Below are 20,118 nucleotides of genomic sequence, written 5' to 3' on the forward strand. Positions count from 1 at the left end.
TTTCGGCTCATTCGGGGCGGTCATTTCTGCAGGTGGGCAGGCTGGTGGCCCGGCTGTCGCGTCGGGTGGGCGCCGGGTTCCACTGCTCCGGACGGGTGGAGCTGCTCGTAGGGACGGGAAGTTGCTGGTCAGCCAGGGTTGGGTAGTGCTGCGAGCCGTTGTAGAGCGTCGGTGATCAGGCTGGCCCAGGGCCAGTGCTTTGCGATGCGGAGGATGCGGCGTCGTCCGGTGGTGACGAGCTGCGCGGCGGCGGAGAAGAGGCGAAGTCGCAGGCGGCGGGGCTCCCACAGGCGGGCTTGGCCGGTGAGGGCGAGCAGGGGCATCCAGGCCAGCAGGTCGAGGGCGATCTGGATGATCTCCAGCCAGACCTGGTTCTGTGCGGCGTCGTGCAGGGGGAGGTTGCGCAGGCCGGTGGAGCGGGCGGCGCGGATGCGGTCCTCGGCGCGGGCCCGCTCGCGGTGCCGCAGCTCCAGCTCGGCGATCGGGGTGTGCTGGGTGTTGGTGGCGAAGCAGGTCAGGCGCATGCCGTCGGCGTCGGTGAAGCGCAACTGGGCGCCGGGGTGCGGCCGTTCCCTCCGTACGATCAGCCGCATCCCCTTGGGCCAGCCCTTGAGGCAGTCGCCGTCGAGTTCGGCCACCCAGGCGCCGTCGCGGATCTCGCCGTCGGGCTCGAGGGCCGGTGTCCAGGCCGATGCCGGGACCTTCAGGACGGCCTGGTGGATGGCGTCGGTGATGGTCATGCCGACCGAGTACGACAGCCACCGTCCGCGCCGGGTGAGCCAGGCGACGAACTCGTGGGTGCCGCCGCCGGAGTCGGTGCGGATCAGCGTCCGACGCCCCCGCCGCAGCCGCTTCGGCAGCTGGGCCAGGGCCAGCTTGGTGGCTTCGATGTGGTCGGCGGCGGTGTTGGAGCCCGCGTTGCCGGGCCGCAGCAAGCCCACGACCGGCTCGCCGGAGCCGTCACGGCCGTGGTCGACGAACCCCATCAGCGGGTGGTGCCCGAACGTCTTCTTCCAGGTCGCGGTGGCGTCCTGCTTCTCGGAGTGCGCCAGGACCAGGACCCCGTCGATGTCCACGATCACCTGCCCGCTCGCGTCCGGTGCCGCGTCGCCGGCCAACCGCCATACACATTCACGCACTTCGGCGCGGGCCGTGCGGAGCGCGGCCAGGACCCGCTGCCCGCCCGACGCCAGCTTGCTGATCAGCCGGGAGACCGTGGGGTCGGAGGCTACCGGCCCGAACACGGCCGGCTCGGCCCGCAGCAGGGCCACATCGGCGAGGCAGTCCCCGCCCAGCGCGACGGCGAGCGCGACATCCAGCAGGATCTTGCCCGGATCGTGCACTGCCCGGTGTTTGCGCCATGGCTCGAGTGCCGCTGATATCGCCGCATCCAGACCGCTCTTGCGGACCGTCTCGACCAGGAGCACCGCCCCGGCCTGCGAAACCACTCCGCGACCGCCGTCCTCGACGCGGACACGCGGGTAGGACCCGATACGCTTCTTCACCTGGAAAGTGCCTCCGGCGGTGGCGGGAACAAGGACCTCAGCAATCCTCATTCTCGCTGGTCAGAGGCACTTTCTGCTTTTTTGATCACTAGCCGGACAGCCCGCTCCGTGAAAGCACGAGGCTAACCGCGAGGGCGGCCGTGGAGCGAGGGGGACACGGGCAGTGTGCGCTGCGGGACCAGACACGTGCGCTACGCGGACAGCCGGCCGCCGGCCCTGGACGGCCGGCGGCCGAGGCGTGGGCCGGTCAGCCCAGTTCGGTGTCCAGCCAGCGCAGGACGTCGGGCGTCACGGGGTCGACCAGGTCGGCGAACTCCTCGTGCCGCTGGAGGAACTTGGCCACGTACGGGCAGACGGGCACGATCCGCTTGCCGGAGGCCCGTACGTCGGTGAGCGCCTCCTGGACGAGCCGGGAGGCGAGGCCCTGCCCGGCGAAGGCGTCGTCGATCTCGGTGTGGTAGAAGACGCGCTGCGCGTCGCGGTCGCGGTAGGCGGTCAGCCCGGCGCGCTTGCCGTCGACGAGTATTTCGTAGCGATTCCTGGCGTCCACACGCTCGACGACCGGGGCGGCGGAAGGCTGGCTCATCAGGTGCCTTTCGGATGGCGTCAGTGACGCGGCGGATTCCTGCGCGGAGTGATGGTGGCATTCGGCAGGACGGGGGCGGGAAGACGGTCTCCCGGATATCCTTCGACGGCGCCGAAGCGATCGGAGGAGTTCTGCCAGTCCTCGCGCGCACTGACGATGTCCTCGTGGCTCCGGCCGATGAAATTCCACCACATGACGATCTCCTCGTCGAAGGGTGTTCCGCCGAGGAGCACCGTCCGCGCGATGTCGTCCGACTCGTTGGTCAGGGTCAGCGTGCCGGGCCCGGGGTGGACGTAGCCCAGCTCGGCGGGCTTCAGGAGGACGTCGGCGAGGCGGACGGCGCCCTGGTCGACCAGGAGGCCGTGCTCGAAGCCGGGGTCCACGGCGAGCGTGACGGCCGCGTGCGGCTCGAGGACGATCTCGGCGCCGAGCAGGGGTGTGAAGGCCGGCACCGGCGAGGTGGTGCCGGCGAGGGAGCCGAGGAAGACCCGGATCTCGGCGCCGTCGGTCCGTACGGGCTCGGGGACGTGGTGCCGGAAGTCCCGCGCGGTGGCGCGGTGTTCCTCCGGCAGCGCCACCCAGAGCTGGACGCCGTGCAGGACGGTGGTGCGCGGGGTGGAGACCTCGGAGTGGCTGATGCCGTACCCGCTGGTCATGAGGTTCAGCTCGCCGGGCCGTACGAGGGCGTGGCTGCCCAGGCTGTCGCGGTGCTCGATCTCCCCGCTGAAGAGCCAGCTCACGGTCTGGAGCCCGGTGTGGGGGTGCGGGGCGACGTCCATGCCGCCGGTCTCGGCGACGTCGTCGGGGCCGTAGTGGTCGGCGAAGCACCAGGCGCCGATCAGGGTCCGGGCGCGCTGCGGCAGCGTGCGCCGCACGGTCATCGCGCGCGGTCCGCCCAGGGGCACGTCGCGCGGGGTCAGTACGTCGACCCGTGGCGTCCCGGCCGGCGGCCCGCCGTCCGCCTCGGTGCCGCAGCGCACTTCGACGGGCTCCGTCTCGACATTGCTCATCGGGATCACCTCTCCACCCAGTAATTGTTCTATATTCAACCACCATCCGGCCGAAACGGCCCGGACGCCGGCCGGACAGGGCCCGAGTGCCACGAGGACAGCATGCGTGCCAGGCGGACGGGGCCCGAGTGCCGGAGCGCTTCTTCTTCGGACAACAACCCGTGCACTCGTCGACAAGCCGCTCCCCCGGATCCGCCGTACGGTCGTCAGCACCTTGGCCCGTCACAGTGCGCGGGTCGACGCACCGAAACGAACCGTCGCAGGACAGGGGGACGGCATGAGAAACGATTCTGCCGGGGCCGCGGACGAGGACCCGATCGTATGCAGAACCAACGTCCGCGTCACCGTGGCCGACGAACTGCCGATACCGGTCCCGGCCGAACTCCGGTACTTCGCGGCGGATCCCTACGCCGTCTGCCTGTCCCTGGGCACCCCCTCCGCGCTCTGCGTCGAGTGGGTCTTCGCCCGGTCGCTCCTCGCCCAGGGGCTGCGCCGGCCCACCGGGTCCGGGGACGTGGTGGTCTACCCGCGGCGCCAAGGCCGACCGGACTCGGTCCGCGTCCTGCTCAGGACCCGTGCCGGAGCGGCCCTCCTGGAGCTGGCGAGCGCCTCCGTCACGTCCTTTCTGCACCGCACCGAGGTGCTGGTACCGCCGGGCACCGAGCACCGCCACATCGATCTGGACCGCGTCGTGGAACAGCTCACGGCCGGCAGCGAGTGATCCGCCCGGTGTGACGCCCGGTGCACTGACGAGCACCAACGCGTGCGCTCCCGGGCAAACCGCCTCCCGCTCCGGCGCCTAGCGTCGACCGCGTACGCAAGCACGCCATCCGCAGGAGGCACGTCATGACCACCGGAACCCAGCCCCCGAGCAGCCAGCCGTGGCTGCACCAGAAGGGCGCGGTCATCCAGGAGTTCGGAACCGTCAAGCAGTTCCCCATCGCCCTGTCCTACGAGGCGCGCATGTACTCCTGCCAGCGCCTGAACAAGGTGCTGGCCGACACCCAGATCCTCTACGGCCTCTACAAGAAGCACCACTGGATCATGCGGGGCGCGACCTTCTACCAGCTCCACCTGCTCCTGGACAAGCACGCGGGTGAGCAGCTCGAACTGGTCGACACCCTCGCCGAGCGCGTCCAGACCCTGGGCGGCGTCGCGGTGGGCGACCCCCGGCACGTCGCCGAGATCACGTCGATCCCGCGCCCGCCGGACGGTGTCGAGGAGGTCCCCGCGATGCTCTCGCGCCTGCTGGAGGCCCACGAGACCATCCTGACCGAGGCCCACGACGCGGCCGCCCGCACCGCCGAGCTGGGTGACGACGGCACCAACGACCTGCTGGTGTCGCAGATCATCCGCACCGGCGAACTGCAGGCCTGGTTCCTCGCCGAACACCTGGTGGACACCCCGCTCGTCCGCTCCTGAGCCGGCGGGACCGCCCACGGCGGAACGGGCGGGGGCGCCCGTCAGCGCGTGACCGCGATCCCGCTGACCGCGCGCCCCCGCCCGCCCCACCTCCCCGTCAGCACCGCTTCCCGGACGCGCTGGTGATCGCGCTCCAGGACCAGGACGTCGACCTGGTGGACCGGGCCCCGACGGAGTCGTCCGCCTCGGGGCGACCTTCGCCGTCGGGGCGTCGTCGCGGACGGCCTCGGCTTCCCGCGCGCCGTGACGCCGGCTACGGCAGCCGGGGTGGAAGGGTGCCAGAGGGCCGGCTCACTCCGGCCGGCGCCCCATCACCGCACACGAGAGAGGGAGATCTTCGATGACCGACCAACCGGTTCTGGTGCTCGCGGCGACCGGCGGGCAGGGCGGGGCGGTGACCGACGCGCTGCTGGGCCGCCGGGTGCGGGTCCGCGCGCTGGTGCGTGACCCGGACCGCAGATCCGCCCGGGAACTGGCCGGGCGGGGCGTCGAGGTGGTCGCGGGATCACTGAGCGACCGTGCGTCGCTGGCCTCGGCGATGAGCGGGGTGGCGGGTGTCTTCGCGTTCACCACTCCCTTCGAGGCCGGAATCGACGCGGAGGTGGAGCAGGGGCGGGCCATCCTCGCCGCCGCGACGGAAAGGCGCGTTCCGCATCTCGTGTTCAGCTCGGTGGCAGGCGCCGACCAGGACAGCGGGGTGCCGCATTTCGAGAGCAAGGCGCGCATCGAGGCGGAGCTCGCCGCCGGCGACGTGCCGTACACGATCCTGGGGCCGACCTACTTCTTCGACAACGCGCTGGGCGGTGCGGAGCGCATCCTGGACGGCGTCCTCGACCTCCCGCTGCCACCCGATCGGCCGTTGCAGCAGTTGGCCCGCCCCGACCTCGGCGCGTTCGCGGCGGAGGTGCTGCTCGACCCCGCTCCCTACACCGGGCAGCGCATCGAGCTGGCCGGCGACGCACCCACGCCCGCGCAGATGGCGGCCGCGCTCGGCGCGGCGCTCGGGCGGGAGGTCCGGCACGAGCAGGTCCCGCTGGCCGCGATCGGCAATCCGGACATGCACGCGATGTGGGAGTTCCTGAACGGACCCGGCTACCGCGTCGACATCCCCGCACTGCACGCCGCCCACCCGGACGTCCACTGGACCCGCTTCGCGGACTGGGCGCGGCGCACCTGGACGGGCGCCCGCTGAACCGGCCGTCCTGAAACCGGTCCGGCGCGGAACCGCTGGGCCCCCCTGTGTCCGGTACCGCTGGTCTCACGCGTTCACGTGATGTGGTGCCCCGGGCCGTCCTGGCACGCTGCGCTTTCGAAAGCGCAGCGGCCGAAGGGCGGAGAGCATGTCGTCGGATCCATCGACACCGGACCCCGGGACAACGGACACCCTCTACACCACGAAGACGGTTCCCACCCACCGACGACGGGCGTACTGGCGCGAGGCCCTGTCCCAGACGTTCGGCGCCGTGGACATGGGCGTTCCCGGCAACGCCGACTGCGGGACGATCCGTGCGTCGCTGCTGGGCCCGATGCAGGCCGTCACCGTGGACGGCGATCCGCTGCGGGCCCGGCGCACCCAGCGGCTCATCGCGGGGAGCGACAACGACGACTACGTGGTGGTGAAGCTGCTGAGCAGCGGGGTGGCCCGCATCGAGCAGGACGGCCGTGAGGCGTACGTGCGGCCGGGGCAGCTCTTCGTCTACGACATGGCGCGGCCCGTCCGGCTGACCCTCCCCGAGCGCTTCCGGACGAAGTCCCTGGTCCTGCCCCGGGAGGTCCTGGGTCTGAGCGAGTCGGACCTGCGGCAGATCACCGCGGCTCCGCTCGGTTCCGAGTCGGCGGTCGGCGGGCTGCTGACGCCGCTCCTGTCCCGGCTCGTGGACAGCGCGGCGGCGTACCCGCAGCGGACCGGCGAGCTGATCGCCCGCAACGTGGTGGACCTGGTGCAGACCCTGGCCGAGGAGCGGCTCGGCAGGTGTGCCGAGGACTCGGCGAGCGGCGCCCGGATGTCGCTGGTGCGGATCCGGGCATACATCGACCGGCATCTCGCGCATCCGGATCTGACGCCGGACTCCATCGCCCGGGCCCACCACATCTCCGTGCGCTATCTGCACAAGCTGTTCGAGATGGAGGGCATCACCGTCAGCCGGTGGATCCAGCAGCGCCGGCTGGAGCACTGCCGTCGTGACCTGGCCCGCCGGGAGTCGGCGGACCTGACCGTCGCCGCGGTGGCGCACCGCTGGGGCTTCACCAGCGCCTCCCACTTCAGCCGGGTGTTCCGGGCCGCCTTCGGGGTCTCCCCCGCCGAGTGGCGCAACTCCGCCCTGCGTGAGCGGTCTGCGTTCCTCCGGGGCCGGACAGCCGCGGACCACGCTTCGCTGTCGGTCGAGCAGGCCGCGTCGGCATGAGCTGGGTCACTCACCATCCCTTCCGCATATGCGCTGAGCTGCCGTTCTTGCCATAGTGGGCCCCCGGAGCGCCGGCTTGTGACCGGCGGGTACGGACAGGAGGGCCCAGGTGGCGGGGTCAGGCGGACCGCTGTCGCGCAGCGGTCTGCGCGGCCGGGAGGCCGAGCTGGAAGAGCTCCGGACGCTGATCGACGCGGTGGCCCGCACCGGCGGCGGCGCGCTCGTCCTGCTCCGCGGGGAACCGGGCATCGGCAAGACCACGCTCCTGACCGAAGCCGTCACCAGGGCCGAGGCGGCGGGCTTCTCCGTCGGTCTCGGCAAGGCCGACGAACTGCACCACCTCGTGCCGCTGTCGTCGTTGGCGACCTGCGTCGTGCACGGCGACAAGCCCCTGCTGTCCGGCGACGCGCTGGTCGATCTCGCGCGCCGGCACGACCAGCGGATCTGGCTGGTGGAGCGCCTGGCGGAGGTGATCGAGGAGCGAGCCGGCAGCGTACCGGTGCTGATCGCCCTGGACGACGTGCAGTGGGCCGACCCGCTGAGCCGGTTCGCCCTCAGGCAATTGCCCAGCCGCCTGCGGACCTCGCCCGTGCTGTGGCTGCTCACCGAGCGGCAGGGCGTCGGCGGGCCGGCGGAGGAGATCGTCGCGGCGGTGCGGGACGACCTCCCGGTGCGCACCCTGTCCCTGGGCCCGCTGTCCGGCGCGGCCATCTGCCGGCTGGCCGGTGACACCCTGGGAACCGCCGTCGACGAGCGGGTGCGCGACCTGCTCGCCGGAGCGGGCGGGAACCCGTTCCTGGCCGTCGAGATGCTCGCGGGACTGCGGACCGCCGACTCCTCGGGCGACCAGGTGCCGCCGGGGCTGGTGGTGGGCGTCCGCGGCAGGCTCGGCTCGCTGCAACCCGACACGCTGCGCTTCCTTCAGATGGGAGCGGTGCTGGGCCGCCGTTTCGGCTTCCACGACGCCGCGGCGCTCTGCGGCCGGCCGCCCGTCGCGCTGCTCCCGGCACTGGAGGAGGCGCTGAGCGCGGGGCTTTTGGAGGACGAGGGGGACCGACTGGTCTTCCGGCACGACCTGCTGCGCCAGGCGGTGTACGTGGACATCCCGCCCTCGGCCCGGAAGGCGCTGCACCGGGAGGCCGCGGGCCGGCTCGTCGCCGCCGGCCACCAGCCGATCGACGTGGTGTCGCACGTTCTCAGGGGCGCCCGGCCGGGGGACGAGGAGGCGGTGGCGCTGCTCAGGCGCGCCGCCGACGACGTGCTGCCGGTCACGCCGGGCCTCGCGGCCGACCTGGTGACGCGCGCGCTGGAACTCGTGCCGGTCGCGCGGCCGTCGTGGTTCGCCGTGGGCGAGCAGGCGATCGTGTCCCTGACCCGGGCCGGCCGGAACCGGGAGGCGCTCGCGACCGGGGACCGGCTGCTGGCCTGCCGACCGCCCATGGATACGTTCGGCCGGCTCCAGGCAGCCCTCGGCGGCACACTGTGGAACCTGGATCTCGCCGACGAGCTGCGCCGCCGGACCGAGGCGGCCCTAGCGGTCGGCGGCGCGGCCCCGGAGGTCGGGGCGCGGCTGGCCGGCCTGCGCGCGCTGGCGCTGTCCCGGGCGCACGACCTCGCGCCCGCACGGGAGGCCGGGGAGGACGCGCTGCGCGCCGCCGTCGCGACCGGCGACCGGGAGGCCCACGTCCAGGCCCTGTTCGCGCTCGGGGAGATCGCGCTCAACGCGGGCGAGAACGCCCTCGCGCTGGAGCGGTTCACCGCGCTCGGCGCCGTCGACCCCTCCTTCTTCCCCGAGGAGATCGTCGCGTACCAGCACATGGACGACTTCGTCACCAGCGAGCGGCTGCTGGTGAAGGCGGCGGACGACTCCGGCGGGGTCCGTGAGGCGATGCTGCTGTGGGCGCAGGGGCAGCAGCATCTGGAGCTGGGCCGGCTGGACGACGCCGAGGCCGACCTCGTGACGATGGAGCGCCTGGAGGACGACGTACAGGCGCACGTCCAGCAGGTGAACGGCCGGGTGATCCGCTCCCGGATCGCGCTGCTGCGCGGCGACCCGGAGGCCGCACGGCAGCACCTGGCCGAGGCGCGGGAGCGGCTGGCGGTCAAGCCGAACCCGGGCAACACGGCCGCGGTGCGGTTCCTGGAAGCGGTCCATGCCGAGGCCGACGGGGACGCCGGACTCGCCGTCGACCGGATCCGGCAGGTGCAGCGGGAGGGGCCCTTCCTGCGCTGGCGGCTGTTGCGCACGTGGGTCGGCACCGCGATCCGCATGGCGCTGCGCGGCGCGGACCGCGCACTCGCCGAGGATCTGGCCGCGCAGGCCGAAGCGCACGCCGTGCGCAATCCGGGGGTGCCCACCGCCACGGGTGTCGCGGCGCGCGCCCGTGGGCTCCTGTGCGACGACCCGGTCCTGCTGGCACGTGCCGTCGCCCTGCTCGAGGAAGGTCCGCGCCCGCTGGTCCGGGCCGGGGCCTCGGCCGACCTCGGACGGGCACTCCTGGCCGCGGGCCGGCGGGCCGAGGCGGTGGCCGCCCTGACCGAGGCCCGGACCGTGTTCTCCGCGTCGGGCGCGCACGCCGCGGCGGCCCGCGTCCAGCGTGATCTGCGGCGTGCCGGAGCCGGCGGCCACCGGGCGGCGCAGGGGCGGCGCCCCGTCCAGGGCTGGGAGGCCCTGACCGCCTCGGAGAAGAAGGTCGCGCGGCTGATCGCCGAGGGACACACCAACCGCACGGCGGCGGAAGTGCTGGTCGTCTCCCCGCACACCGTCAACACGCATCTGACGTCCGCCTTCCGCAAGCTGTGCGTCAACTCCCGGGTCCAGCTGGCCAACCTGGTCATGGCCTTGCCCGACGAGTGAGCGACTTCCTGGTACGTTCACGCGATGCCGGCGTGACCGGGATGGACTTGGCTGGAGAACCCCACCCACTCGGAGGACACCGAGGTGCCCGCACGCACGCCCTTACCGCCGACCGTCGTGCTCGTGCACGGGGCGTTCACCGACGCCTCGTCGTGGTCGGGGGTGATCCGGCGCCTGCACGCCGCCGGGCTGACGGTGCACGCCCCGGCGAACCCGCTGCGGGGGCTCGCGCACGACGCCGCCTACCTCAGGAGCGTGGTGCGGCAGATCGACACCCCGGTCGTGCTGGCCGGTCACGGCTACGGGGGCGCGGTCATCACCTGCGCCGACTCCGACGACGTCGTGGCACTGTGCTACGTCGCGGGGTTCGGGCTGGACGCCGGCGAGTGCCTGCTGGACGTCACGAACCGCTTCTCCCCCATGCCGGGGCCGGATCCGACCGTCGCCGCCGGCGTCCCCGGGCGGTCTCCCACGAACCCGGACAGCGAGCTGTACATCCGGCGCGAACGCTTCCGCGACGTGTACGCCGCCGACCTGGCCCCCCGCGTCGGCAGCGTGCTGTCCGTGACGCAGCGCCCCATCGCGCGGGACGCGCTGACCGCGGCATCCGGCCCGCCGGCGTGGGCCCGCAAGCGGTCCTGGTACGCCATCGCCGCCGCCGACCGGATGCTCAACCCCACCGCTCAGCGCTTCATGGCCCAGCGCATGGCGGCCACCGAACGCGTCATGGACGGGTCGCACGCCGTGGTCCTGTCCCGGCCCGACGCCGTGGCGGCGATGATCCGGGAGGCCGCGGGCCAGTGCGGTGACCACGGCTACCGGTACTGACTTGCAGAAATGGCTGATTTTCCGATCGTTTGTTTCCGGTACCATCCCTGCTCGGACCGGAACAGGCCGGTTCGGACCACCATGCCCGCGACCCGGGATCGACAGTCCGCAACACCAGACATCGCCCGGGAAGGCACCACCCCATGAACGCAGCGACCAGACCGTCGGCGCGGCGGACCATCGCCCTCTTCGGAACCGCGGCCCTGGTCCTGGCCGCCGCGGGCTGCGGTGGTGGAACCGGCTCCGGATCCGCCGACGGCAAGGTGACCTCCATCACCGCCCTCGACTACTACACCGACGCGACCGAGCACGCCCAATGGGGCGAGCGGCTCACCGCCTGCGGCAAGGCCGCCGGTGTCACCGTCGAGCACAGGAGCGTGCCGGGGGCGTCACTCGTCCCCCAGGTGCTCCGGCAGGCGTCGTCGCGGACCCTGCCCGATCTGCTGATGCTCGACAACCCCGACCTGCAGCAGATAGCGCAGACGGGCGCGCTGACCCCGCTGGACCGGTACGGCATCGACGCCGACGGCTACGCCGAGGGCATCCGGTCGGCGGGCACGTACCAGGGCGAGCTGTACGGGCTCGCGCCCACGGTCAGCACGGTCGCCCTCTTCTACAACAAGGACATGCTCGCCGAGGCCGGTGTCGCCGTACCGAAGACCTGGGACGAGCTGAAGGCGGCCGCGGCCCAGCTCACCCGCCCGGGCCGCTACGGCATGGCGGTGGACGCCAACGCCACCTTCGAGGGCACCTGGCAGTTCATGCCCTTCCTGTGGTCCAACGGCGGGGACGAGACACGGCTGGACACCCCGCAGGCCGCGCAGGCCCTCCAGCTCTGGGTCGACCTGGTCGAGAGCGGGTCCATGTCGAAGTCGGTGCTGAACTGGACCCAGGCCGACGTGCACGACCAGTTCGTCGCGGGCAGGACGGCCATGATGGTCAACGGCCCCTGGCGCATCTCCGCGATGGACGAGACCAAGAACCTGCACTGGGGCGTGGCCCCCCTCCCCGTCCGCCGGGCGGGTCAGAGCCTGGTCACCCCGCTCGGCGGTGAGGTGTGGACGGTCCCGCAGAACTCCTCCGAGGCCCGCAAGCAGAAGGCCGCCCGGGTCCTCGCCTGCCTGAACGACTCCAAGAACATGCTCGCCCTGGCCGAGCAGTACCACACCGTGCCCTCCCGCTCCTCGGTGGCGTCCCGGTACGCCGAGCAGGTCCCGTCGATGGCCGCCTTCGTCGAGAGCGTGGAGGGTGCCCGGTCCCGTACCGGCGAGCTCGGGGTCACGTGGCCGCGAGCGGCGACCGGGATCTACACCGCCGTGCAGGAAGCGCTGACGGGTGCGCGGACACCGGAGGAAGCGCTCAGGCATGCGCAGCGGATCGCCACCGGTTCCTGACCGGTCCGCCCGGGCCCGGCTGTGGGCACGGGTCTCCGGGTGGCTGTTCCTGCTGCCCGCCCTGGTCCACCTGCTGCTGTTCTTCGGCTACCCGATCGTCGAGAACGTCGTGATGAGCTTCCAGGAGTACTCGCCGACGACGTTCTACACCGGTGCCGCGCCCTTCGTGGGCCTCCGCAACTACACGGAGATCCTGTCGGCGGACGGCTTCTGGCGAGTACTGCTGACCACGGTCGTCTTCACCGTCGGTTCGGTCGTCGGACAGTTCGTGATCGGGCTGGCCCTCGCCCTGTTCTTCCAGCGGAAGTTCCCGCTCGGCGGCCTGCTGCGCTCGCTCCTGCTGCTGCCGTGGCTGCTGCCCCTGGTCGTCTCCGGGACGACGTGGAGGTGGATGCTCGACACGGACAGCGGCATCGTCGATCAGGCGCTGCGCGGCCTCCACCTGGTGTCCTCGGGCATCCCCTGGCTGACCGGCACCTCCGAAGCGCTCGTGTCGGTGATCCTGGTCAACATCTGGGTGGGCATCCCCTTCAACACCGCGCTCCTGTACGGCGGTCTCCAGGACATCCCGGCCCGGCTCCACGAGGCGGCGAAGCTCGACGGCGCCGGCCGGCTGGCGTCGTTCCGCCATGTCACCTGGCCGCTGCTGCGGCCCGTGGCCCGCGTGGTGCTGGTCCTGGGCGTCGTCTACACGCTGAAGGTGCTCGACATCATCCTCGTGGTGACGGGCGGCGGACCGGCCGGCGCGACACAGACCCTGGCCACCCGGTCGTACGAACTGTCCTTCCAGCAGTTCGAGTTCGGGCGCGGCGCCGCCATGGGCAACGTGCTCGTCCTCGTCTCGCTCGCCTTCGCCCTCGTCCACCTGCGCGCCGACCGGCGCGCCCGGAACACCTGAAAGGGCACCCCGTGAAGCGCAGTCCCGCGCGGGGCCGACTGTCCACGGTCGTGGGCGTCGTCCTGCTCGCGCTGATGCTGTTCCCGGTGTACTGGATGGTGAACGCCTCCCTGCAACCGGCGGGCAACGTCCTGCGCGCGGGCTGGTTCCCCCTCCACCCGGACTTCGGCGGCTACGCCACCGCCGTGCGCGATCAGGGACGCAACCTGGTCACGAGCCTGATCGTGGCCCTCGGCAGTGTGGTGCTGAGCCTCGGACTCGCGGTACCGGCGGCCTACGCGCTGGCCCGGCTCCGCCCGCGGGGCACCGCGGCCGTGCTGTTCGGCGTCCTGGTCACCCAGATGGTTCCGGGCATCGCCGTGGCCAACGCGCTGTACGGCGCCTACACCGACCTGGGACTCCTGAACTCCTACGGCGGGCTGATCCTCGCCGACTCCACGACGGGCGTGCCCTTCGCGATCCTCGTCCTGCGCGCGTCCATGCGGAGCGTCCCCGGGGAGATCATCGACGCCGCGCGTGTGGACGGGGCCGGCCGGCTCCGCGTCCTGTGGTCCGTGGTGCTCCCGCTGAGCCGCAACGCGCTGATCACCGCCGGCCTCTTCACCTTCCTGTTCGCCTGGAGCGACTTCCTCTTCGCGCTCACCCTGAACACCACGGGCTCGGTGCGGCCGGTCACCGTCGGCGTCTACGAGTACCTGGGCGCCCACACGAACCAGTGGAACGCCGTCATGGCCACCGCCGTCCTGGCGTCCGTCCCGGCGGCGGCGCTGCTCGTCGCGGCCCAGCGCCACGTAGCCGCCGGGATCACCGGCGGGGCCCTCAAGTGAGACCGGCCGGCCTCGGAGTGAGACCGGCCGGCCGTGTTCACGCGCGGGACGCGGGGTGCCGCCGACGCCGGTCGACGCCGAGGTCCGTGTCGGCGTCGTAGCCGGGCTCCGACCCGTCGGCGGTGGGGTCCAGGTCGAAGGCCGACCCGTCGACCGCGTCCTCCGGTGCGGGTCCTCCGTGCCGCGCCGCGGTGGGCTCAGTAGCTCTCGGAGTCCGCGATCACATGCATCGCGGCCTCCTCCGCCGAGGCCCCGGCGCCGTCCAGTCCCCGGTCGGAGGCGAACAGGTCGGACTCGGTGTTCTCATGGCTGCCCTCGTCCGGCGCGACGAGCCGTCCGGCGCGCTCGTCGCCGACCTCGTCGTCGACGAGTTCACCGTCCGTGTCCCAGGTGTCGCCGATGCCGTCGCCCTCCGGCTCGCCGATGTCCGGTACTTCCTCGGCGAGGCGCTCGTCCAGGCTCTCCCCCCGCCACCGCTCCGCCGCCGTGACGCCGGTGTGTTCCACGCCCCAGGGGCGCTCCGGCGGTGAGTAGCCCTCGTCCAGGGCCTCCTCGCCGCTCCGGTAGTCCAGGGTGTCGGAGGCGTCCAGCAGGCCGGCGTCGTCCTGCACCTCCGATCCGTCCGGCTGGTACACGTCGTCGCCCATCGTCGCGTCGGTCACCCGCGCTCCCCTCCTTCATGCAGTTCGGCCACATAGCCGCCGGGGAACTCCACCATCGCGGAGGACCGGCCCCTCGAAGCGTACGGTCCCCACAGCACCTTCGCGCCCGTTGCCCCCGCCTTGCGCAGCGTCGCCGTGAGGTTCCCCACCGCGTAGCCGGTGGTCTCCCGGCCGAACGGGTAGGGAAGGTGGCCGTCGGTGACGCTGACGACCGTGTCCCCGAACGGGGAGCGGAGGGCGACGCGGCGGTACGTCTCCCCCGGCCGGCCGAGGTCACCGCCGTCCGCCGCCCGCTGATCGGCGACGATCCGCCCGCCGGTGAAGCGCAGGTAGGAGTGGAGGAAGGCGTGCACCGAATCCGGCGTCAGATAGACGCGGTTGTCCGGCACGGTCTCCAGTGGCGCGTACGACGGAACCTTGGTGTGCCAGTACAACTGGGCGTTGATTCCGCCCGGGAACTGGACGATCGCGTCCCGGCCGACGGGGTCGTCGAAGGGCGCCACGACGACCTGGGCGCCGCTCCTGCGGGCCAGGCGGACGCCCGTGTCGAAGTCGCTCATGAGCCAGCCCGTCCGTTCGGTGCCGAACGGATAGGGCGCGGGCGTCTTGAAGTCGAAGACGGACAGGGTGCCGACCGGCGAGAGGACCAGCTCGGACTCGGTCCTGCTGGGCGTCGGGGTGACGGTCGTGACGACCTTGGCCGTGTGCGTCCCGCCGAAGGTCGCCTCCCAGCTGGCGACGAACGCGTCCGTGGCGCCGGGGGTGACGTAGACGTGCGTGGTGTCGTACTGCGGTCCGACCGCCGTGGTCGACGCGGCCGCGGCCCGGTTCTCGTTCTGCGCCGAGGACGGTGCCCCGGAGCCCACCACGCCGAACGCCACCAGTAACGCGGGCAGCACCCACGCCGTCGCCTTCCGCTTCATTCCCGTCCCCTTCGGTCGGACCCTGTGCACCGGAAAAGGTAGGGGCCCGGCGCCGGGGCGGTGATCCTGCCAGCGCCCCGGGTGTTGCCTGTCAGGGAACAGCGCGGCGTCCCGTCACCAGCGGACGCCCGTGAAGTCGACCGGGCGGGGCCGCAGCAGGCGCGTGCGTTCCGTGAGGCCGTGCAGCCGCTGGGACATCTCCTCGGCCGGCAGGCGGCGCCGGTCCCCGTGGCCCGGCAGGACCCATTCGAACCGCAGCCGCCCCGCCGTCCTGGCCAGGGAGTCGGCCAGGGCCTCGATGGAGTACCAGGTCACACTGTCGACGACCTCCAGATCGCCGGTCGTGCGCGACCAGTAGAAGCTGTCACCGCTGAAGCAGTACCGGTCGTCGGCGAGATACAGGACGCTGCCCCGGGTGTGACCGGGGAGCGGGTGGACGGTGACGCCCGCGGCGATCTCCAGCGGTTCGAGTCCGCGGATCACCTGGTCGGCGTCCGGTGCGGCGTCCAGGTCGCCTTCGTGGATCCAGAGCCGGGCGCCGAAGTGGTCGGCGTAGCGGCGGCCGTGCGCGGCGTGGTCGCGGTGGGTGAGCAGCACATCGGTGACGGGGGCGGACGCCGTGTAGCGCTCGGCCAGTTCACGGCTCCACCGAGGCGTGTCGATCATCATGCTGGTGCCGGACGGCCGCAGGAGCAGGTACGCGTTGGCGCCCGCGGTGTGCGTCGAGTTGTGCCCGCAGATCAGCACCCCGTCGTCCAGGGCCAGGGGGAACGGGTCCAGTGCCGGGTCCGCGCGGCCGGTCACCGGCCGGATCGAGCGGGTGGGGCAGGCGAAGACGGCGGCGTGCAACCGCCGGTTCTCCGCCTCGTCGGCCGGCTGGCGCAGGATCCGTGACTTCCCGTCGGCCTCGCCGATCAGCCCGGGCGCGAACTGCCGGGCCGCGTCGCAGTTCACGCAGCGCTCGTCCACGTACCATCCGTCCACGGCTGGACCTCCTCGACCCCCTGTTTCCCGTTCAGACCCGTACCTGGAAGCCGCCCTGCCCGTCCCCTACCCGGAAGCCGCCCCGCCCGTCGAACCGCACCTCGCGCACCGCGTCGAAGCCGTCCCGCGACGACGGCCTGCGCAGTCGGTTCAACGTGGCCAGGACGCCGACGTCCGGGACCCGGTCGCGGCCCTCGCGCGCGGCGTTGCGCCGCAGGGAGCCCGTCACGTCCGGCGGGAACCAGTAGGCCGTCGCCGTCGCCCCATGGGCGTGGGCCGCCTCCACCAGCGGGCCCCATTCCTCCGGTGACGGATTGGTGTTGTCGACGGCCACGGCCCGTCCGGCTGCCAGATGCTCCGCCACCAGCCGCATCTGCCGGCGCTGCTTGTTCTTGGCACCGCGCGGAAACAGATCCTTGCTGACCAGCGCGTACCGGTCGGCCAGGCACCGCGTGCAGAAGGTGGTCTTGCCGGCGGCCTGTAGCCCGACCAGCACCGCCACGTCCGGTTCTGTCGCCATACCGCCACGATGACACGCCACCGACGCCCACGGCTGCGCAGGCGGCGGCCGGCGTCTGCGCGAGGACCCCGAACGGCCGTGCGGGCGGCCGTCCCCTCAGTCCGTGCCGTCGCTCTCCAGGAGCCCGGTGACCTGAGGGCGTACGACGTCCCACGCGTCGGGCGGCAGCTCGCCGAGGGCCGTGCCGCGCAGTGCGTCGAGGGTCTCGTCGGCGTCGGTGCCTCCGGGAGCGGCGCCGCTGAGCACCTCGTAACCGTCCCGTACGGCGACCCGCACGAGGTGGGGCGCACCGTGCCCGGCGTGCAGGGCCGAGGCGACGACGAGGGGTGGCGCGCCGCCCGCCTCGCCGGGCAGCTTGCGGTACGCCGAGGCGATCGGCGTGCGCCAGCTCAGGCCGATCAGCACGGGCCGCTTGGCGACGACCTCGGCCAGGTCGGCCTCGCGGACGCCCTCGGATTCCAGGACCGTCGCGCGGGCGTCCAGGACGAGCGCCGCGGGCAGCAGGCAGCGCAGCGTGCTGCCGACGATGTTGCCGCCGACCGTCGCCGTCCGCCGCACGGCGCCGGTGCCGACCGTGGCGGCGGCCAGCCGCAGGACGTCCGGCACCCGTTCGTCGATCCGGTGCAGCACGACGGCGCCGCCCACCCGCTCCCGGCCCATGACGTTTGCCTCCGGCAACTCCCGGAGGGACATGGCGAGTTCGGGGAATCCGTCCCGTTGCCAGGTCGCCCACACGAGAGTCGCCCCGCCTATGGGCACGGCCCCCTCGGCCAGGCATTCCCGGGCTTCGGTCACGGACGTGGGCAGACGCAACAGCACAGCGGCCGACCTGCCTTTCCCGGGCTCGGACGATGCGCGGGCGGCGCCCGGCCGCTGCCCGCCGACAGCGCAGTCTTCTCGTACGAACGGGGGCGCGTACAGGGCTCACACGAGCACGCGCCGCGCGCTCGGCCCCGTCGGCGTACCAGGTCACCGGCCGAGCGGCCGACCGTCTGCACGGCCCGTAGGGTGGGACCTGTGACAGGCGAGACCGATCTGCGTACCCTGCTCAGCGGCATGCGGCCGGAGCTGAACCCGGGCCGCTTCGTCTTCACCATGGCCGAGGGCGGCGTGCCCTCCGGCTGCTCCCCGGTGGTCACGGTCGCCGAGCGGGAGGGCCTCACCCTCGTGCTGCCGCAGGCGGACGCGGACGCGGCCGGGATGGCGTACGACTACGTGGCCGGGTGGATCACCTTGCGCGTCCACTCCGCGCTGGACGCGATCGGACTGACCGCCGCGGTCGCACGGGCGCTCGCCGACGCGGGTCTGAGCTGCAATGTCGTGGCGGGCTTCCACCACGACCACCTCTTCGTGCCCTACGAGCAGGCCGAGCGGGCGGTGGAGATCCTCCAGGGTCTGGCGGACGCCACCCACTGAGCCGTACCGGCACCCCACTGAGCCGTACCGGCACCGGCCCCGCCTCGGCGCACACGCGCACGTCCGGGGTGCCGGGTGCGGGCAGAGTGTCTTCCGCCACGGCTCAGCCGGCGGCGGCCACCGCCTTGAACTCGGTCAGCGCTTCACGCACCAGGTGCACCAGGTCGCGGTCCTCGGCCGCCTCCAACCAGCGTTCGTAGCCGATCTTGAACACGGCCACGCCCGCTTCGGCCGCGAGGCTCGCGGCTGGCTCCGGGACGCCGCGCCCGCGCAGGGTGCCGGCGAGCGCGGCCGACAGGGAGGCGAGTTTGATCAGCTCGCGCTCCTTGAGCTCCGCGTTCGCCGTGATCACGGCGTGCCGGGCGCGCGCGAACACGCGGCGGCCGGCGAAGACCTCCGAGACCGCGTCGAGTCCGGCGGCCAGGGCCTGGATCGGCGCCGTGTCAACCGGTGTGCCGGCGACCGCCCGCACGAACAGTTCTTCCAACTCTCCCGAGCCGCCGAACAGCACCTCGCGCTTGTCGGCGTAGTGGCGGAAGAAGGTCCGCTCGGTCAGCCCGGCCCGCTTGGCGATCTCCGCCACGGTGGTCTGCTCGTACCCGCGCTCGCCGTAGAGCTCCAACGCCGCTTCCGCCAGGCGCTCGCGCGCGTTCGGCTGCCATCTGCCCATGCGGCAGATCCTACGCGATGACAGTGACTGACATCGGGTGCTAGGGTCCATGACAGTCACTGACATCAAGAGTCTGGGGTTCTCCCATGCGTTACTTCGTGACCGGGGCGTCCGGCTGGATCGGCTCCGCCCTCGTGCCCGACCTCATCGGGGCGGGACACCAGGTCGTCGGGCTGGCCCGCTCCGACGCCTCCGCCGCCGCGCTCACCGCGGCCGGGGCCGAGGTCGTCCGCGGCACCGTCGACGACCTCGGCGTGCTGCGGGACGCGGCCGCCGCCTCGGACGGGGTGATCCACCTCGCCTTCAAGCACGACCTGGCCTTCAGCGGCGGCTTCCAGGAGGCGGCCGAGGCCGATCGCCGTGCCGTGGACGCCTTCGGTGACGCCCTCGCCGGCACCGGCCGGCCCTTCGTCCTGGCCTCCGGGCTGCTCGGGGTGGCACCCGGGCGGCTCGTGACCGAACGGGACAGGCCCGCGCTCCACGGCTCGCACTTCTCGATCCGGCAGACCACGGCGGAGGCGACCCTCGCCCTCGCCGAACGCGGTGTCCGCTCGTCCGTGGTGCGGCTCTCCCCCACCTGCCACGGCGAGGGGGACAACGGTTTCGTCGCGAGTCTGGTCGCCATCGCCCGCGCCAAGGGCGTCTCCGGTCACCCCGGCGACGGCACCACGCGCTGGCCTGCCGTGCACCGCCTCGACGCCGCACGGCTGTTCCGGCTGGCGGCCGAGAAGGCGCCCGGCGGCTCGGTGCTGCACGGTTCGGCGGAGGAGGGTGTCGCGCTCCGGGACATCGCGGAAGTGATCGGCCGTCATCTGGATGTGCCGGTGGCCTCCGTGGCGCCGGAGGCCGCTGCCGAGCACTTCGGCTGGCTGAGCGGCCCGGTCGGCTTCGACGCCGTCGCGTCGAGCGCCCTGACCCGCGAACTGCTGGGCTGGGAACCGGTCCAGCCCGGTCTCCTCGCGGATCTGGACGAGGGCCACTATTTCCGCGGCCCCGCCGCCACCGACTGACCCGACCGGCCGCTCCCGGCACCCCGCTCCGGGCACGAAAAAGCCCTGCCGGGCCACATGGCCCGGCAGGACTCATCGTTCAGGCGGACGGCCGCCGGTGACGACACCCGGCAGAGCCGACCGGTCTCACCGACCGCCGCCCATCACGACACGGGGCGGAACCGACCGGTCCCACCGACCGCCGCCGATGGCGACACCCGG

General features: G+C 72.7%; 20 protein-coding genes. 11 read left to right on the top strand and 9 right to left on the bottom strand.

Annotation, left to right across the window (positions count from 1 at the left end; translation table 11 throughout):
* Nucleotides 1–128 precede the first annotated feature (128 nt).
* The 3 genes from OO52_RS02650 to OO52_RS02660 form a co-directional block, all read right to left on the bottom strand.
* Nucleotides 129–1,505: an IS1380 family transposase gene (locus OO52_RS02650; RefSeq protein ID WP_030640478.1), complete on the bottom strand. Its 1,377-nt coding sequence runs from the start codon at nt 1,503–1,505 to the stop codon at nt 129–131.
* A gap of 247 nt (nt 1,506–1,752) precedes the next feature.
* A complete protein-coding gene (locus tag OO52_RS02655; protein WP_030640481.1) occupies nt 1,753–2,091 on the bottom strand; it encodes a GNAT family N-acetyltransferase in 339 nt (112 codons plus the stop codon).
* A 20-nt stretch (nt 2,092–2,111) separates the two neighbouring features.
* Entirely contained in the window at nt 2,112–3,101 is a 990-nt protein-coding gene (locus OO52_RS02660; RefSeq protein ID WP_030640483.1) for a pirin family protein, read from the bottom strand.
* Nucleotides 3,102–3,378: 277 nt separating this feature from the next.
* Here OO52_RS02660 and OO52_RS02665 point away from each other — a divergent pair, with 277 nt between their 5' ends.
* From OO52_RS02665 to OO52_RS02705, 9 genes are all read left to right on the top strand, one after another.
* Complete coding sequence (locus OO52_RS02665; RefSeq protein WP_063738768.1) at nt 3,379–3,822, top strand: SsgA family sporulation/cell division regulator; 444 nt, start codon at nt 3,379–3,381, stop codon at nt 3,820–3,822.
* 125 nt (nt 3,823–3,947) lie between these two features.
* A complete protein-coding gene (locus tag OO52_RS02670) occupies nt 3,948–4,523 on the top strand; it encodes a Dps family protein (RefSeq protein WP_030640487.1) in 576 nt (191 codons plus the stop codon).
* Between the two features lie 340 nt (nt 4,524–4,863).
* Nucleotides 4,864–5,715 carry an NmrA/HSCARG family protein gene (locus tag OO52_RS02675; protein WP_030640489.1) on the top strand — a complete coding sequence of 284 codons (852 nt, stop codon included), beginning with the start codon at nt 4,864–4,866 and terminating at the stop codon, nt 5,713–5,715.
* Nucleotides 5,716–5,863: 148 nt separating this feature from the next.
* A complete protein-coding gene (locus tag OO52_RS02680; RefSeq protein ID WP_078876694.1) occupies nt 5,864–6,928 on the top strand; it encodes a helix-turn-helix domain-containing protein in 1,065 nt (354 codons plus the stop codon).
* Nucleotides 6,929–7,037: 109 nt separating this feature from the next.
* Complete coding sequence (locus OO52_RS02685; protein WP_030640493.1) at nt 7,038–9,785, top strand: helix-turn-helix transcriptional regulator; 2,748 nt, start codon at nt 7,038–7,040, stop codon at nt 9,783–9,785.
* Between the two features lie 84 nt (nt 9,786–9,869).
* The gene (locus OO52_RS02690; RefSeq protein WP_234339332.1) at nt 9,870–10,613 is read left to right on the top strand and encodes an alpha/beta hydrolase; all 744 of its coding nucleotides are present in this window, start codon (nt 9,870–9,872) and stop codon (nt 10,611–10,613) included.
* Nucleotides 10,614–10,756: 143 nt separating this feature from the next.
* Nucleotides 10,757–12,007, top strand: coding sequence for a sugar ABC transporter substrate-binding protein (locus tag OO52_RS02695; protein ID WP_030640497.1), 1,251 nt, complete (start codon nt 10,757–10,759; stop codon nt 12,005–12,007).
* The gene (locus tag OO52_RS02700; protein ID WP_051818164.1) at nt 11,979–12,905 is read left to right on the top strand and encodes a carbohydrate ABC transporter permease; all 927 of its coding nucleotides are present in this window, start codon (nt 11,979–11,981) and stop codon (nt 12,903–12,905) included. Before OO52_RS02695 ends, OO52_RS02700 begins: the two co-directional genes overlap by 29 nt.
* An 11-nt stretch (nt 12,906–12,916) precedes the next feature.
* Complete coding sequence (locus OO52_RS02705) at nt 12,917–13,732, top strand: carbohydrate ABC transporter permease (RefSeq protein ID WP_030640501.1); 816 nt, start codon at nt 12,917–12,919, stop codon at nt 13,730–13,732.
* A gap of 197 nt (nt 13,733–13,929) precedes the next feature.
* Here the strand turns inward: OO52_RS02705 and OO52_RS02710 are convergent, their stop codons facing one another.
* The 5 genes from OO52_RS02710 to OO52_RS02730 all read right to left on the bottom strand — a co-directional run bounded on the left by OO52_RS02710 (nt 13,930) and on the right by OO52_RS02730 (nt 17,640).
* Nucleotides 13,930–14,379 carry a DUF5709 domain-containing protein gene (locus OO52_RS02710; protein WP_030640503.1) on the bottom strand — a complete coding sequence of 150 codons (450 nt, stop codon included), beginning with the start codon at nt 14,377–14,379 and terminating at the stop codon, nt 13,930–13,932.
* A gap of 11 nt (nt 14,380–14,390) precedes the next feature.
* Nucleotides 14,391–15,317 (bottom strand): hypothetical protein, encoded by a 927-nt coding sequence (locus OO52_RS02715; protein WP_030640505.1) that lies wholly within the window; start codon nt 15,315–15,317, stop codon nt 14,391–14,393.
* Between the two features lie 114 nt (nt 15,318–15,431).
* Nucleotides 15,432–16,301, bottom strand: a complete 870-nt coding sequence (locus tag OO52_RS02720; protein WP_030640513.1) for a 4Fe-4S domain-containing protein — start codon at nt 16,299–16,301, stop codon at nt 15,432–15,434.
* A 31-nt stretch (nt 16,302–16,332) separates the two neighbouring features.
* Entirely contained in the window at nt 16,333–16,821 is a 489-nt protein-coding gene (locus tag OO52_RS02725; RefSeq protein WP_030640515.1) for an AAA family ATPase, read from the bottom strand.
* Between the two features lie 96 nt (nt 16,822–16,917).
* The gene (locus tag OO52_RS02730) at nt 16,918–17,640 is read right to left on the bottom strand and encodes an FAD binding domain-containing protein (protein WP_030640517.1); all 723 of its coding nucleotides are present in this window, start codon (nt 17,638–17,640) and stop codon (nt 16,918–16,920) included.
* Nucleotides 17,641–17,838: 198 nt separating this feature from the next.
* Between OO52_RS02730 and OO52_RS02735 the strand changes: the two genes are divergently transcribed.
* Nucleotides 17,839–18,237, top strand: coding sequence for an ACT domain-containing protein (locus tag OO52_RS02735; RefSeq protein WP_030640519.1), 399 nt, complete (start codon nt 17,839–17,841; stop codon nt 18,235–18,237).
* Nucleotides 18,238–18,340: 103 nt separating this feature from the next.
* Here OO52_RS02735 and OO52_RS02740 read toward each other — a convergent pair whose 3' ends face one another.
* On the bottom strand, nt 18,341–18,907 hold the full coding sequence (locus tag OO52_RS02740) for a TetR/AcrR family transcriptional regulator (RefSeq protein WP_030640521.1): 567 nt from the start codon (nt 18,905–18,907) through the stop codon (nt 18,341–18,343).
* A gap of 86 nt (nt 18,908–18,993) precedes the next feature.
* Here OO52_RS02740 and OO52_RS02745 point away from each other — a divergent pair, with 86 nt between their 5' ends.
* Nucleotides 18,994–19,917, top strand: coding sequence for an SDR family oxidoreductase (locus tag OO52_RS02745; RefSeq protein WP_030640523.1), 924 nt, complete (start codon nt 18,994–18,996; stop codon nt 19,915–19,917).
* Nucleotides 19,918–20,118: the final 201 nt, after the last annotated feature.

Origin of the sequence: Streptomyces flaveolus (genome assembly GCF_000716535.1) — a bacterium.
GTDB lineage: Bacteria > Actinomycetota > Actinomycetes > Streptomycetales > Streptomycetaceae > Streptomyces > Streptomyces flaveolus_A.

What these genes read in the sequence shown, in the direction of transcription:
- OO52_RS02655 (WP_030640481.1), bottom strand. Translation starts at nt 2,091, where the DNA reads ATGAGCCAGCCTTCCGCCGCCCCGGTCGTCGAGCGTGTGGACGCCAGG.
- OO52_RS02660 (WP_030640483.1), bottom strand. Translation starts at nt 3,101, where the DNA reads ATGAGCAATGTCGAGACGGAGCCCGTCGAAGTGCGCTGCGGCACCGAG.
- OO52_RS02665 (WP_063738768.1), top strand. Translation starts at nt 3,379, where the DNA reads ATGAGAAACGATTCTGCCGGGGCCGCGGACGAGGACCCGATCGTATGC.
- OO52_RS02670 (WP_030640487.1), top strand. Translation starts at nt 3,948, where the DNA reads ATGACCACCGGAACCCAGCCCCCGAGCAGCCAGCCGTGGCTGCACCAG.
- OO52_RS02675 (WP_030640489.1), top strand. Translation starts at nt 4,864, where the DNA reads ATGACCGACCAACCGGTTCTGGTGCTCGCGGCGACCGGCGGGCAGGGC.
- OO52_RS02680 (WP_078876694.1), top strand. Translation starts at nt 5,864, where the DNA reads ATGTCGTCGGATCCATCGACACCGGACCCCGGGACAACGGACACCCTC.
- OO52_RS02695 (WP_030640497.1), top strand. Translation starts at nt 10,757, where the DNA reads ATGAACGCAGCGACCAGACCGTCGGCGCGGCGGACCATCGCCCTCTTC.
- OO52_RS02700 (WP_051818164.1), top strand. Translation starts at nt 11,979, where the DNA reads ATGCGCAGCGGATCGCCACCGGTTCCTGACCGGTCCGCCCGGGCCCGG.
- OO52_RS02710 (WP_030640503.1), bottom strand. Translation starts at nt 14,379, where the DNA reads ATGGGCGACGACGTGTACCAGCCGGACGGATCGGAGGTGCAGGACGAC.
- OO52_RS02715 (WP_030640505.1), bottom strand. Translation starts at nt 15,317, where the DNA reads ATGAAGCGGAAGGCGACGGCGTGGGTGCTGCCCGCGTTACTGGTGGCG.
- OO52_RS02725 (WP_030640515.1), bottom strand. Translation starts at nt 16,821, where the DNA reads ATGGCGACAGAACCGGACGTGGCGGTGCTGGTCGGGCTACAGGCCGCC.
- OO52_RS02740 (WP_030640521.1), bottom strand. Translation starts at nt 18,907, where the DNA reads ATGGGCAGATGGCAGCCGAACGCGCGCGAGCGCCTGGCGGAAGCGGCG.
- OO52_RS02745 (WP_030640523.1), top strand. Translation starts at nt 18,994, where the DNA reads ATGCGTTACTTCGTGACCGGGGCGTCCGGCTGGATCGGCTCCGCCCTC.